14 protein-coding genes and 1 riboswitch are annotated in these 14,188 nt (G+C 41.8%); of the genes, 4 read left to right on the top strand and 10 right to left on the bottom strand.

Going from position 1 to position 14,188, the window contains the following annotated elements:
• Positions 1 to 219: 219 nt before the first annotated feature.
• The 4 genes from DZ860_RS00735 to DZ860_RS24330 all read right to left on the bottom strand — a co-directional run bounded on the left by DZ860_RS00735 (position 220) and on the right by DZ860_RS24330 (position 3,710).
• Complete coding sequence (locus DZ860_RS00735) at positions 220 to 609, bottom strand: ribosome recycling factor family protein (protein WP_120029000.1); 390 nt, start codon at positions 607 to 609, stop codon at positions 220 to 222.
• A gap of 110 nt (positions 610 to 719) precedes the next feature.
• Positions 720 to 2,597, bottom strand: a complete 1,878-nt coding sequence (locus DZ860_RS00730) for a putative bifunctional diguanylate cyclase/phosphodiesterase (RefSeq protein ID WP_120028999.1) — start codon at positions 2,595 to 2,597, stop codon at positions 720 to 722.
• 200 nt (positions 2,598 to 2,797) lie between these two features.
• Positions 2,798 to 3,532, bottom strand: a complete 735-nt coding sequence (locus DZ860_RS00725; RefSeq protein ID WP_120028998.1) for a chromosome partitioning protein ParA — start codon at positions 3,530 to 3,532, stop codon at positions 2,798 to 2,800.
• 19 nt (positions 3,533 to 3,551) lie between these two features.
• Positions 3,552 to 3,710 carry a hypothetical protein gene (locus DZ860_RS24330; RefSeq protein WP_165862822.1) on the bottom strand — a complete coding sequence of 53 codons (159 nt, stop codon included), beginning with the start codon at positions 3,708 to 3,710 and terminating at the stop codon, positions 3,552 to 3,554.
• Positions 3,711 to 4,328: 618 nt separating this feature from the next.
• A riboswitch (glycine riboswitch) is annotated at positions 4,329 to 4,426 on the top strand.
• A gap of 126 nt (positions 4,427 to 4,552) precedes the next feature.
• Here DZ860_RS24330 and DZ860_RS00720 point away from each other — a divergent pair.
• Entirely contained in the window at positions 4,553 to 5,926 is a 1,374-nt protein-coding gene (locus DZ860_RS00720; protein WP_120028997.1) for an alanine/glycine:cation symporter family protein, read from the top strand.
• 124 nt (positions 5,927 to 6,050) lie between these two features.
• Here DZ860_RS00720 and DZ860_RS00715 read toward each other — a convergent pair whose 3' ends face one another.
• Positions 6,051 to 6,680 carry a LysE family translocator gene (locus DZ860_RS00715; protein WP_120029516.1) on the bottom strand — a complete coding sequence of 210 codons (630 nt, stop codon included), beginning with the start codon at positions 6,678 to 6,680 and terminating at the stop codon, positions 6,051 to 6,053.
• Positions 6,681 to 6,905: 225 nt separating this feature from the next.
• On the opposite strand from DZ860_RS00715, the gene DZ860_RS24325 reads away from it, so the two are divergent.
• Together DZ860_RS24325 and DZ860_RS00710 are read left to right on the top strand one after the other, a co-directional pair.
• Positions 6,906 to 7,070, top strand: coding sequence for a hypothetical protein (locus tag DZ860_RS24325; protein WP_165862821.1), 165 nt, complete (start codon positions 6,906 to 6,908; stop codon positions 7,068 to 7,070).
• A gap of 156 nt (positions 7,071 to 7,226) precedes the next feature.
• A complete protein-coding gene (locus DZ860_RS00710; protein ID WP_120028996.1) occupies positions 7,227 to 8,714 on the top strand; it encodes a carboxypeptidase M32 in 1,488 nt (495 codons plus the stop codon).
• A gap of 99 nt (positions 8,715 to 8,813) precedes the next feature.
• Here DZ860_RS00710 and bla read toward each other — a convergent pair whose 3' ends face one another.
• From bla to DZ860_RS00680, 5 genes are all read right to left on the bottom strand, one after another.
• The gene (gene bla / locus DZ860_RS00705; protein ID WP_165862838.1) at positions 8,814 to 9,683 is read right to left on the bottom strand and encodes a class A beta-lactamase; all 870 of its coding nucleotides are present in this window, start codon (positions 9,681 to 9,683) and stop codon (positions 8,814 to 8,816) included.
• Between the two features lie 281 nt (positions 9,684 to 9,964).
• Positions 9,965 to 10,345: a cyclic-phosphate processing receiver domain-containing protein gene (locus DZ860_RS00700; RefSeq protein WP_207890573.1), complete on the bottom strand. Its 381-nt coding sequence runs from the start codon at positions 10,343 to 10,345 to the stop codon at positions 9,965 to 9,967.
• A 253-nt stretch (positions 10,346 to 10,598) separates the two neighbouring features.
• Positions 10,599 to 11,033 (bottom strand): hypothetical protein, encoded by a 435-nt coding sequence (locus DZ860_RS00690; RefSeq protein ID WP_120028993.1) that lies wholly within the window; start codon positions 11,031 to 11,033, stop codon positions 10,599 to 10,601.
• Between the two features lie 67 nt (positions 11,034 to 11,100).
• Positions 11,101 to 11,628, bottom strand: coding sequence for a hypothetical protein (locus DZ860_RS00685; RefSeq protein ID WP_120028992.1), 528 nt, complete (start codon positions 11,626 to 11,628; stop codon positions 11,101 to 11,103).
• 2 nt (positions 11,629 to 11,630) lie between these two features.
• Complete coding sequence (locus tag DZ860_RS00680; RefSeq protein ID WP_120028991.1) at positions 11,631 to 12,611, bottom strand: helix-turn-helix transcriptional regulator; 981 nt, start codon at positions 12,609 to 12,611, stop codon at positions 11,631 to 11,633.
• 619 nt (positions 12,612 to 13,230) lie between these two features.
• On the opposite strand from DZ860_RS00680, the gene DZ860_RS00670 reads away from it, so the two are divergent.
• Complete coding sequence (locus DZ860_RS00670; RefSeq protein ID WP_120028989.1) at positions 13,231 to 13,926, top strand: SIR2 family NAD-dependent protein deacylase; 696 nt, start codon at positions 13,231 to 13,233, stop codon at positions 13,924 to 13,926.
• Positions 13,927 to 14,188 lie beyond the last annotated feature (262 nt).

The raw sequence follows: 14,188 nt of genomic DNA, 5'->3' as shown, positions 1-14,188 counted from the left end.
CAAGAAAAATCGTTTCTGAGCGGCTGATAGCTACATTGGGCTATACTCAGCACTATGCGATATCTAAGTACTTATGTTCAAGTAACCTCAAGGTACAGTTCAGCGGGCTTGGTAGAAGAAGAAGAAGAAGAAGAAGAAGAAATGGGTTGCACTGATCGTGCGTTATACAAAAGAGAGTGTATTTGACAATTTTAATTGACCACTACAAATCGAATGCGGTTAAAACTCCGCTTCATCACGCGCAATTCTCGCTTCTATAAGAGAGCAATGTGTCATTGACATCAATTCTGCTAACGTGATTGCTGGGTTATTTTCAATCAAACGTCTCAATTTTACATTCAAAGGCTCATGGGTTAATTCTATTTGATGAATATGCGCTTCCATTTTTGTATACACAAAACGAAAGTCATCATAGCTTTCCAATTTAAGCATAGCGAATAGCTGCTTTAAATCGTCAAATTCACCAGTGACTTGCCAATGTCTTGACCGACGAACTCGCTGCATCCGGCAATTGCATTGCTCTGCAAAAGCTCGCGCTATTTTAGTGTTATCTCCCCCAATACGATGAATCAATGAGGGTAACGAGATAGTAATAGGTTCTAGATTCATAAGATGCGGTGATGTTAGCGCTATTTCAATATCCCAAGCACTCTATTGTATACCTAAGCCGCATCAAGATGCTTGATTAAGTGACAATAGTTTTTAAATTCATTGAATGTTCAATGAACAAAATCTGGATACACCTCTTTAGGATAAGTTACGGCGTCAATAACAGACTCCGATTCGGTTTTTATCTCGGTTTGACGTGCGTTCTGCCGTTGTGGTTCTCTCTTTGGCTCCGGTAATAAACTCGTAAACTGAAGCGCTGAAATCGGTTTGGAAAATAGATACCCCTGAAACTCATCACACCCCTCTTGCTTCACAACATCAAGTTGAGCTTGGGTCTCTACCCCTTCAGCAATCACCGTTTTACTCAAATTTCGTCCCATCTGAATAATGGTTCGTACTAACATTTTATCTGTTAGTAACTCCACACAATCATCAATAAAGGTCTTATCTATTTTTAGAACATCCACAGGTAAATGTTTCAAATAATTCAACGAAGAATAGGCGACACCGAAGTCATCGATAGCAATGGATACACCCAATTCACGAAGTTTTTTACAGGCATCCGAGACTCGTTCAGGACGCTTCATCAAGGTCGTTTCTGTGATTTCAATTTGCAATAAATTCGCTGGTAGGTGATAGCGTTCCAAGGCTTCTCTAACGTAAGAATAGACATCATCGTGTGCAAACTGAACTGATGAAACATTAACCGCCACACAAATATGATGCCCTTGGCTGTACCACAATTTGGCTTGTTTACACGCTTCATTTATTACCCAACGACCAATAGGGATGATCTGCGCTGTTTTTTCAGCAATACCAATAAATTCTCTTGGAGAAATAACACCAAGTTGTGGATGAGGCCAACGAATTAATGCTTCTGCACCGACAATTTGATCGTTTTTAATTGAAACTTTAGGCTGATAAACCAATACAAATTGATTAGCAGCAATCGCTTGTTCTAATTCTATTTCAATCTGATTTTGGCGAATTGTTTCATTAAGTAAACTATCATCGTACCATTGTGCTGTCGCACATCCTGTGCTCCTCGCTTTACACAAAGCGATATCAGCATTCTTACCCCACAAAGTCGTGTTATAAGCCGCATCACTTAATACCGCGACACCAAGACTAAAATTCAACATCAATGAAGTATTGCTCACTCGATACATACCGTTATTTAATCGGGTAATTTTGCGAACTAAACGTTGAGCTTTCGCAACGACATTCGTGGTATCTGAAACCAATACGATAAATTCTGTTTCGGTGAGTCGGTATAAATGCCCTTGATCAATAATGATCATATTCAGTTGGCTCACGAACTTCTTTAGCAACTTATCGCCGTTATTATGACCAAAATTCTCGTTCACATTTTTTAGATCGTTGAGTCCAATTTGAATCGAGACATAGTCATAACCTCGTTTTAAGCCTATTTTCCTCAAATCAGAAAAAAAGGCTTTACGATTAGAAACATCAGTTAGGCAATCGGTCAAACTCGCTCGTTTATACAGGGCCGCTTGTAACGTTAACTTCTGCTGAAAATAACTCATTACAGAGGCAAACAAAGTAATTAAGCAAAGCTTTATTGCATCCCAACTAAAGTCCCCCATCCGTTCAAGAGGAAGATCAATATAACAACTAAGCAGTAAAGCGACCGAACCGGCCAAAGGCCAGAATGACCCAGGAAACAGAAAGATGTAACACAGAGGGAGAAGAATAAAAGTTTCTTCAATGACATCAAATTCTAACGGTTCAAATAAACCACCAATAAAGAGAACAGCAAATGAAATTTGTGCTGCTATTTGTTTTCTCTTCATCGTTTTACTCAGTAATGCCATTAACATAGCAACTGGAAATACGAGATAAAAACCTTTAATCAATTCATGCTCTGATATCAACGTATTGCTAATCAATAACACTGACAGCACATACAACAACATGATCAATTGACGCAGTTTAGACAGTAATCTCTCACCTTGAAATGCTAGCATTCCGTTTTCACCCTATAGTCCCTAAGTCAACCTCGAAAGATAGACCCAGTGAATTAACACTAATACTCAGTTCATCCTGACTTATGAGGTTAAGCTACTGAGAAATTTGTAAATTTCATCTAGAGGGTGCATTTGATGAGAGCGATTACACATTAAAAAGCCTCAATCGCTTGAGGCTTTGCATCAGGATCACAAAGAAATCACAAACCAATTTGCTCGGAAAGTGACTTAATTTGCTCTAAATCCATCTGATGGACACGGATCATTTGATCGATTTGACTTAAACGAGAGTTCGCTTCGTCTTGCTTATCACATGAATCTGATTTTACATCCCAAGACGTGCCATCTAAGAACAAGTCACACTCCTCCTTTAGTTTAGGCAGTTTAGGCTCTAGCAGATCCCGCTCTTTTTGGAGCGCTTCTAGCTGTTGCTTAACTTTTAACTCACGTTGGAATAACTCACGTGAACGCTCAAGCAATGTTGCTTGGACGTCTGCTTGATGATTCAATTTAGTATTTTGATTATTCGCGTCAGCAATCTGCTTTTTCTGAGCCGAAACCTGCTCTTCCAGAGACAAATTTACTTTTTCAAGCTCTTGCACTTGTGCTTGTAAACTTAGCATTTGTTTTTCATGCTCAGCTTTTGCATCCACCAGCGCCATATCAAGCTTATCCTGCACTTGCGAATGAACGGTTGCGAGCTCATCTTCAACGCGACTGGCCATTTGCTCTTTATCACGATGTGCTGATTGATATTGAGTTTCTAGCTTTTGGTAAGCCTCCTGCCACTGATTCGCCGTTAACGATGAACCAACTAAGCCACCAAGCGCCAACCCCAACACACCTGCTATAGCAATGTAGATGTAGGTTTTTTTATCGCGTTGTTCAATGACCACAACATCATCATTTTCATCATGATCTGTTACTTTATTCACTTACGTTACTCCAACTTGCCTAACGTATGATTTCGCTAAACATTAAGGTCGCGGTATAGATAAAAAAGGCAGAAATCAAAGTGACAATAACCCATTTCTGAACGGTCTGATTGGTGCGATAACGAAACAATAAAAAGGCCAATGCACCGAGCAAAACAATCGCAATTAATCTGGTCATAATCACTCCTTAACTTCTTCTTTTCTGTACCATCGAGGCGTTCACCGCCATCTCTGTATACATCCAAACTTATTCTAAGTTTAGCGACTTAAATCAATAGAACTCTCTGCTTAATATTCTATACCCAAACAACTTGGTGTTGCAGGTAAGCCAATAAATCCCAATCAAACTAAACAAACGCAGTAAAAAAGGAACACAACTTCAGCTTCGAGTATATGTAAATAGCAATACGTCGATTCTCACTCCAATTTATACCATTAAACGCGCTCAAAAGGTCAGAGTTAGGTCGTTTTCTTGTTTGAACGCTGAAGATTCATTCACTATCAGCGTCTTAAAAAAGGGCAGTGTTCTATAAAGCAGCAAATGCTTCTTCATAAAAGTGAACAAATAGCTCGAAAATCCGGTTGATTTCGTCAATAAACATGATATTGTTCACACTTCGTTAGTGACCAGCATTAACGACTTACTTTTACTCACTATGTGAGTAATCGTTCCGATGAAGACTGCAGGAGAGTGGATACGACCTAATTGTAACAATTTGGCAACGTATCCTACCGAAGAAGTAAATCTTTCAGGTGCCTATATCTAAAACTGTTTAGATGGGTGAGGACTGTAGTTGGAGGAACCTCTGGAGAGAACCGTTAAATCGGTCGCCGAAGGAGCAAGTTTCGCGCAAGCGAAGTGAAACTCTCAGGCAAAAGGACAGAGGAGTGGAAAGACTTTTATCCAGCTATGGACTTTGCTGCTATGGACCTCGTGCCTATAGCATTGCTATGAGATCCTTTTGATCTTAGCCCTTTCCCTCTTCTCCTTAGTATTGCTTTATCAATTAAGGGGAAACCATGAACAACGTTCAATCACTACTGACTACCATCGACAATTTTGTCTGGGGACCACCACTGCTTATCTTGTTAGTGGGTACCGGTGTCTACTTCACTTTTCGTCTCGGACTTATTCAATTTAGACACTTACCTAGCGCGTTAAAAATGGTCTTCAGCAAAGAAGACAATAACAAACAGGGTGATGTATCCAGCTTTGCTGCCTTATGTACTGCACTTTCTGCCACCATTGGTACGGGTAACATCGTAGGTGTTGCTACCGCGATCAAACTTGGTGGACCTGGCGCACTATTTTGGATGTGGCTTGCTGCCCTATTCGGCATGGCAACCAAGTACGCTGAATGTCTACTCGCCGTTAAATATCGCCGAGTTGATGACAATGGCCAGATGATTGGCGGACCAATGTACTATCTCCAATATGGTGTTGGCTCAAAAGCTCTCGCTATTATGTTTGCGATATTCGCGTTGGGCGTAGCTTGTTTTGGTATTGGCACTTTCCCTCAAGTCAATGCCATCTTAGACGCCAGCGAAATTTCATTCGGTGTATCTCGTGAACTGTCCGCTTTTGTACTCACAGCTTTAGTCGCTTTTGTCACTCTTGGTGGTATCCAATCTATCGCAAAAGTGGCAGGTAAAGTCGTTCCGACCATGGCGCTGTTCTATGTTCTTGCTTGTTTAAGCGTGATCATCATGAATGCCGATCAGCTTATCCCTGCCGTCGAATTAGTTCTGGTTTCAGCCTTTACTTCAACAGCAGCAACGGGCGGATTCCTAGGGGCTAGCATTATGTTGGCAATTCAATCAGGTATTGCTCGTGGTGTATTTTCAAATGAATCTGGCCTAGGTAGTGCACCGATGGCGGCGGCCGCTGCAAAAACGGACTCTTGTGTAAAACAAGGCCTGATCTCCATGACGGGGACGTTTTTCGACACCATCATCATCTGTACCATGACAGGCTTGACCTTGATTTTGACTGGCGCATGGCAAAGTGACCTTGCTGGTGCCGCGATGACCACTCACGCATTCGCCGTAGGTCTGAATGCGAACACTGTCGGTCCACTGATGGTTTCAATCGGTCTGATGTTCTTTGCATTTACTACGATTTTGGGCTGGAACTACTACGGTGAACGCTGTGTTGTTTACCTAATGGGTACCAAGGCTGTACTGCCTTACAAAATATTCTTCGTAGTTTTGGTTGCTTCAGGTGCTTTCTTACACCTTGATATGATTTGGTTAATTGCAGATATCGTGAATGGTTTGATGGCGATTCCAAACCTCATTGGTTTGATTGCATTACGCCACGTTGTGGTTGAAGAAACTAAACGTTATTTCGAATCTGCGGTGGAATTAACTCGCCAACCGGAATTACAAAACTAAACCGTTTCACTCTTTATGAATGAAGCAATAAAAAAGCAGCCCCTAAACCAAGGGGCTGCTTTTTTCATTTCTCATCGCTATGTCGTTCAAGAGAGCATTCGATAGACTGATTGTCTAAACAAACCTACTCTTTTTCAAATAACAATTTAAAGCCCAGTGCCACCATTACAACACCTGTAGTGCCTTCCATCCAAGTCATAAAGCGAGCACTTTTAAGTAACTTCTTGGCTGAATTTAACGCACCCGCCAAACTGCACTGCCAGATCATCGCAATCACAAAGTGAATCGAAGCCATTAAAAAAGACTGCGTAATCGCTGAACCTTCTGGATTAATAAATTGAGGTAAAAATGCTAAGTAAAAGACGGCAGTTTTCGGATTCAATACATTAGACAAAAAACCCTCTCGCAGCGAGCGACGCCAATCAAGCTTGTGTTCATTAGCAGTATTGACAGCAACACTAACGTCACCTCGAACAATGGCTCGTAAACTCGATACCCCCAACCAAATAAGATAAATCGCACCAACCATTTTCACTGCTTGAAAAGCTTCTGCCGATTGAGCCAATACTGCCGAAATACCCACCGCTGAAAACATAGCGTGAACAAACAAGCCTAAACAAATACCCAAACTGGTAGTGACCCCGTCCGGCATTCCACCCCGAGAAGAGTTACGCAGCACAAGTGCCGTATCCACACCCGGTGTTAGCGTCAAAATCGTAATCGCTATAATAAATGCTTCAAAATTAACAATCATAAGTACCGTGAAATAAATCATCCATTGATAGGGGCTATATTGGCACAATTCCTATAAAACCTAACAGCATTTTTATTTCTCAAAAAATGAGAATTAAAGCCGATATTCTACAAAATACCCGCTTTTACGTGCCTCTTTTGTTTATAAAATCACATACTGAATACAGGGTTTTTAGTATAGTCAGGGCAGATGATTATATAAACATATGCACCCAAAGGAATAAAAATGGAAATTGTAACTCTGCAGTATAGAGTGATGAATATTGGTAAATGGACCGAAGCTCGAGTGAGCCTCGATGTAGCAAATGTACTCGCTGAAGAATACAGCAGCTACGGTTGGTCTACTAAAATTATGTTCGAGCAAGCAGCTGCCCTCGAAGCTGAAATCTAAAATACACGGCTATTTTATCTAAATGGTCCAAGTAACGTCTCGATGTTAGTTCTTATTCCTTAATTCCTCATTTGCTAAAAACTAGCGTCTGTAGCTTGGTCTACCTTTCATTGATTGGTAGACTTTTATGACACTGACTCGCTAAGGCATTAAAATATGAGCGCATTCGAAAAACTTCTCTCTCATTCCAAAACCATTTCTCATTACAATCACCTTGCTGCTATTTGCGGTTGGGACCAAGCTTCCATGATGCCATCAGGTGGTAACCAAGCACGTTCTGAAGCTATGGCACAACTATCTGTTCATATTCACTCTTTACATACACAGCCTCAACTTACTGATTGGTTTGCACAAGCAGAGCAAGAAAGCCTCTCACCAGATCAAAACGCGAGCCTGCGTGAATTAAAGCGTCAATGGCAACAAGCCAACCTATTGCCAGAACAGTTAGTTCAAGCGAAATCACTCGCTGGTTCGAAGTGTGAACATGCTTGGCGTACTCAACGTAAAGAAAACGACTGGAAAGGTTTTGAGAAAAACTGGGCTGAAGTGGTAAAACTTTCGCAAGAAGAAGCTCAAATTCGCGCAGAAGCAAATAACCTAACACCTTACGATGCAATGCTCGATATCTATGAACCGGGCACCACTTCTGCATCACTTGATTGCTTATTCAGTGATGTAAAATCATGGCTACCAGACCTAATTGATCAAGTGATCAACAAGCAATCACAAGAACATGTGATTGAGCCTACAGGTCAATTTGCGACAGAAACGCAAAAAGCCCTTGGGTTAGAAGTGATGAAATTGCTGCAGTTTGATTTCAACCACGGTCGACTCGATGAGAGCGTACACCCGTTTTGTGGTGGTGTTCCAACAGATGTACGTATTACCACTCGCTACGATGAGAACGAGTTTGTTCAGTCGTTAATGGGGATTGTCCATGAAACGGGCCATGCTCGTTATGAACAGGGCTTACCAAAGGCACTCGCTGACACACCTGCAGGCGAAGCGCGTTCAATGGGCATTCATGAATCACAATCGCTCTTTTTTGAAATGCAAGTAGGTCGCAGCGATGCATTCATTGAACATTTAGCACGCCTAGCAGGCCAGCATTTCAATACAGCTAATTCCGAGCTATTTTCACAACAAAACTTCCAAAAACTTTACACACGAGTGAAGAAAGATTTTATCCGAGTTGATGCTGATGAGCTCACGTACCCTGCTCACGTCATCTTACGTTATGAGATTGAACGCGACCTCATCAATGGCAACATCAAGCACACAGATGTACCAGAGTTGTGGAACGTGAAGATGCAGCAATACCTTGGCCTTTCAACCAAAGACAACTTCAAAAGTGGTTGTATGCAAGACATTCACTGGACAGATGGCGCCTTTGGCTACTTCCCATCGTACACGTTGGGAGCAATGTACGCGGCGCAATATATGGCAACAATGAAGAGTACTGTTGATGTGGATGGCGCTATTCGCAGTGGCGACCTAACTCCTATCTTCACTTGGCTATCTGACAACATCTGGAGCAAAGGTAGTTTGCTGACCACTGATGAGTTAGTGAAGCAAGCAACAGGCGAAACACTGAACGCGGCCCACTTCAAAACACATTTGATGAGTCGTTATTTGAAAGGCTAATCAAGAGGCCAGCAGGCTTTAAAGCGATAGCCTGCTGGTCGTTTTGGGACATAGGTGATTTAGAGTTGGAGCACCAAAACCAATCTCTGAGTTTTATGATTATGGCTTGGTACTATCAGTGAAGAGGTCGAAAATCGATTTGCCTATTTCGACTATTGCCAGATTGCGCTGATCCATTGAAGCATCAGTCTGACTAACATAAATGCTAACAATGAGTGGCGATTGTTTGTCTCGCCAAACTACAGCAGTAATACTCCTTGAACCGAAACCACCAGCACCTGAGCGGTCTCCAATTTCCCAGCCAGAAGGTAATGCAGAACGCAGTAAGTTACCTGTCACTTCATTTCTCTTCATCCAATCGATTAATTGCACACGACTGTCTTGAGAAAGTACCGGCCCGAATAGCAGCTCACTTAAGGTTTTTGTCATAGAAATTGGTGTTGTCGTATCCCTTAGATCGTGTGGTAATGCTTCGTTCAGTTCTGGTTCAACACGATCTAAACGAGTATTCATATCGCCGATATCTCGTAAAAAACTTGTAATACTTTCTGTACCGCCGACTGACTCAATAATAATATTTGCTGCGGTGTTGTCACTTGTCAGCATCGTGGCCTGGCAAGAATCACCTAGTGTAATCTCCTTTTCGGCGTATGCTTCTAATATTGGAGAATAAGTAACAAGATCATCGCTGCTAACCGTCACTGTTTGGCTTAGTTCATTTCTTTCCTGATCAACATCATAGAGTAACTTTGCACAGGCAATAGATTTAAACGTGCTAGTTAATGGAAAGCGCTCATCACCTCTAAAACTATATAGTGCACCGCTTTCAACATTCAAAACAGCAACACCAATACGAGCGGAGAGGGTTTCTTCTTGCATCTTTATCGCTTTCTCGGCTTGAGAAAAATCTATGATGGCAGCAAACGAAAAAGAAGGAACGAGAAGATAAAGCGCTAAAAGCAGGATTATTGAATTTTTCATTTTGGGCATTCAGTAGAATTAAGGCGGGAGATTATAGTTATAGTGATTTCGAAGCGCCACACCTCACGAATTAAAAACCGTAGGTAGTAGTTAATGATAGTTGCTTTCGCCAACACAATTTGGGGCACTTACGAGTTACGAAGTGCCATCAGTGAAAGTTCTGGACAATTCCGAGTTAGGAGTTACTTTTATGAGCAATCAGTTCGAATAACTTCAAATAAGGGATATTCAGCAATTTATCTTCTATTGCACCACCAACTAACATTCTTCTACTCATCTTGGCTAGGCTTTGGATCGTACAAGGTGAAGTCCTCATTATCAGGGGTTACTACACAGATATGCCCTTTCACTACCTTTTCTCGGATTCTCTTTATCTGAAGAATGGCTGCATTCATCTTTTCTTTTGCGCAAGAATTTGAACTATGAAGCGCAATCACTTTTGGAGGAATAAAACCATACCAAAAGACTCTTTCTTCCAGCCATAACAAAACGTCATATCCCGTACCTATGCCATCATCATCGCCTAAGTCGTGATCTAGGCTTAGTATTTCTACATGACCTGTTTTAAGTAAATCAATGGTTTGCTGTGGCGTATACGTCCTCGTCCAGCCACTTGGTGTAGTTCGACAATCATCAAGAAAGACTTTCATAGGGGCACCGTATGGAATTTGAAATATCGAAAATTATGGCAGCTAAAGCCGCGGCTTGTGCTGATGAGTAACCACTCACTATTAGCCGCTTTTGGATACCATCAATATCTAACACAAATTCATTTTTTTGAATCAGATACAGCTCTCGTACCAGCGTAGCTGACTGCCTTTTGCTCAAGCCTGTTCGTCGCAGTCTTAGTATTTTTTCATAACGGATTACACCGCTATTGAACAGCGTCTTCATCCGAATTTCTCATAGACTCACGACTGAAAATACAAAATGTGATTGCTGATGAACACTGGGAAAAAGTGCATATTCTCTCCTTACCACAACGGTTAGCAGTAACTGCCATGTTGGAAATTGGTAGGAGGTAATTTTCACCACTAGGGCATTATCCGCGAAATAGACTATCTCTCCCTTGAAAAATCTCGGTCCGTCATAAAGTGGAATCAACTCAGGTGGTTGGAACTGCGGTAATTCGAAATCCAAAAGCTGGTGTGCAATCGTCAGTAAATTCTCGCAGCAAGAATGTGATTCAAGCTTTTCAACCAAATGGGACAAAAACAAGTATTCGGTAACGCACTCACCGAGTTCTGCGTACAGCGCGCTTATATCCCCATCATAGCCAATGATTTGGTGCTGAATGGGCAAGTAGTGTTCGGCTAAGCGAAAGGTGTTGTTGGACATAAAACTCTCTCCTGTTGGTTGGAGAGAGTATGCATTAAGGATGCGACAGAGGCTGTCGTATTTAATGCTAATCGGACTGTTCAAGTTCCACTGGCAGTGCTTGCTTACTATCAGAATAAAACTGTGTACTTACTTCTGGTAGCAACAATGCTCTTTTACCTGAATTAAACAGGCGAAATGGCTTCGCCGCAAAAGAAGTCGACTTTAAGCCTGCACTATTGTAGCTCGGCTGGTGCGCATAGATTAATAGTGATTCGATAGCTGACAGGGTAATGTTCTTGGATTCGTTACGGTCATATCGTTTTCTCCCATCCTTTCTCCAAGCTTCCCAGTTAGCAAAATTACCACAGGAAGCAATGTAAATTTGACAAAGATCAGCTTGGTTCTGAATCCAAGTGTGCTCCTCGAGTCGTTTAAATATTTCATCCCTATCTGACAAACCAATGTAAAGTAAACTATCACGACCATAGACAGGATGGCTGCCATAAATTTGATAGAGACAATGCCCCTTAATCCCCTCAAGTTTCTTTATTGCTGCTGATGAGTATGGTCCTTCCCAATAAGCATCAATAATAGGCACAACTTCACTACACATCTTTAATCCTCATACCACGAGAGACTATCTCTAAGGGTTTCTTTTATTTCTTCACGTAATGCCAACGGTTCTAAGACTGTCGCGTGGTTACACACAGACAGCAGCCAATGGCGTAATTCATCGGTGTCATCCACCCTTGCGTGAACGACAAAATCGTCATCTTTGGGTTCAATTAACTGATCTTCACACAGCGGTGTTTCATCAAGGATCTTTGCGAAAACAGGCGTGACCCATAGCTTAATCACCAGTTTATCTAAACTGCGGGTAACCCCCATTTCCCCCTGCTGGACGTACTTCTCCAGCGAGAAGTCTTCGTCAATCATCGCAGGGAAGTATGAGGACTCTGCGCTGATCACGCGGTTGAACGACAACTGGCGAACATCACTGTAGCCGTCAAATTTCCCGACCAGATAATTGCGCTCACTGCGCACAACGATGCCATAAGGATGAAACATGACACGCCGCTCTTTGTCAGAGGACATTGAGCGATAAACCAGTCTAATGCACTTTTCTTTAAGTACCGCTTTGTAAATTGTGTTTATCGTCTCTACATCAAGCTTTGAGGAAAGTAAAGGCATGCCTTTTTGATGCACATACACCTTACTTGGCCAGAGACCTTGAGGCGTTTTGTTTTCATAGCGGAGATAGTACCGAGCACCGTTAAAATGAGACTCCAAATTTCGGAACAATGCAGGAGGAAAAGCTTGTTCGAGGTATTTCTCTGCAAGGTTTAGCGTGATGGCGGTACTCAAGTCCATCTTCGTTAAGCCTAAATCAAGTCCTTGTTCTCGCGTCCATCCAATCGGTTTCCCTGTATCTGGTTCAACGCCGTATTGAGCTAAGCTATTCAGAATGCGTTGCACACTTCTTAGTGACAATTTCTTGCCTTCTACTTCCAGTTTTTCCTGAATTTTCTGCGCGGTGATTTTACCTTTGGTTGGTACTTTTGCGAGCACTGCCCGTTTGTTCTCGAAACTTTTCATCAAGATTTAATGCATAGATTCTAGTGAGAAATCGAATATATACGATTATTCATTTATTGACGACAGAAGCTGTCGTTATCAATGCGTAACATGAGTCCATCGTTACAAATTACGTAAAATAGGAAGCAAAATGACAGAGAAATACTCATCTGGGCCTTTTACAAAAAACGAAGTTATCGCACAGCTAGGAAAAGACTATGATGCTGACACTGACTGCTACGAATGGTATGGATTCAACTGTATTTTGGGCTTTTATGAAATGTCGAGTGGCTATTACTGTGCACATAATTATTGCTCTCCGTACTGTGAATATTGCCTGCACTATTGCTGCGCTACCTTCGGCTCTATCGAGGACCAGAGAAAATTTAATCGAAATGTAGTTTGGGCTGGAGAAATAGAACTTCGGTATCTGTTCGTAACCAACAAAAAGGAAAAAGCCGCATTAAACAAAATCTTGCGCAGAATTAAGAAATTTCCCCGCAGGAGACTGTTTAAATTCTCCAACCGCCGATCACTTAAGTGGTGGAGAAAAAATAAACGCACTTTCTAACTCAAACGACAACTGTTGTCGCAAACTCTGGATAACCTAATTTTATTGCGACGAATCAGGAAGATAAAAATGAAAGCAGATAAAAAGAAAATTGTGGTTTTTACTGGCGCAGGCATCAGTGCCGAAAGTGGCTTAGCAACTTACCGTGATAGCGACGGACTTTGGAATCAACTGCCTGTAGAGAGTTTGGCAACCAAACAAGCATGGCAGCAAAACCCAGAACTTGTATTGGCTTTTTATAACGACCGCATTGCTAAAGCTAATTCAGCGCAGCCAAATGCCGCCCATCTAGCGATAGCCGAGCTTGAGAGATCTTTTGATGTCACTGTCATCACTCAAAATGTCGATGACCTGCACGAAAGGGCTGGTAGCACAAACGTGATTCACTTACATGGCCGACTCAACTTTGTACAAAGTAGCTTAAATGCATCTATGGTGTACCCATGGCATGGAAAGCCTATTTTGATCGGGCAACAATGCGAGCTAAATAGCCAGCTTCGCCCCAACATTGTTTTGTTTGGTGAGCCTGTTTTGTATTTGGATGAAGCGAGAAAGATCATCAAAGAGGCTGATAAAATGCTCGCTATTGGTAGTTCATTGACGGTTCAGCCTGCTGCGAGATTGCTGAACAAAGCTCGCTTTCACGCAGAGAAAATCCTTATTTCAAAAGAGCTAAAGAAAAAACCATTTGGCTACCAATTTATTCGTGGCAATGCTAACGAGTTAGTGCCTTCCGTGTGCGCCAACTGGTTGCGTGAAAGCTGAACGAAACCCTGTAAATAATTCTTAATGTCAGAGCTGATTGTCTTGATTGAAGTGAAAGATTAGGAAAAGTATCGCAAATTACAAGCGAATTTGACGAACTTTCAGATTAAGCCGAACGACCCCTCCTAACCTCCCCTCATGGGGTTGTAAGATCCATTTGCTACAGCACTTGGGGAAGGACTCGATATCGAACGCTGAAAGTGCAGCGATAATTTTGTGTCTTAGATTAACAACACTAATTGAAGATGATGGGATATTGATT

The organism is Vibrio sinensis, from assembly GCF_003605645.1.
GTDB classification, from domain to species: Bacteria; Pseudomonadota; Gammaproteobacteria; order Enterobacterales; family Vibrionaceae; genus Vibrio; species Vibrio sinensis.
Note: the sequence above shows the minus strand (reverse complement) of the source record. Positions and strands in the feature narration are given on the sequence as shown.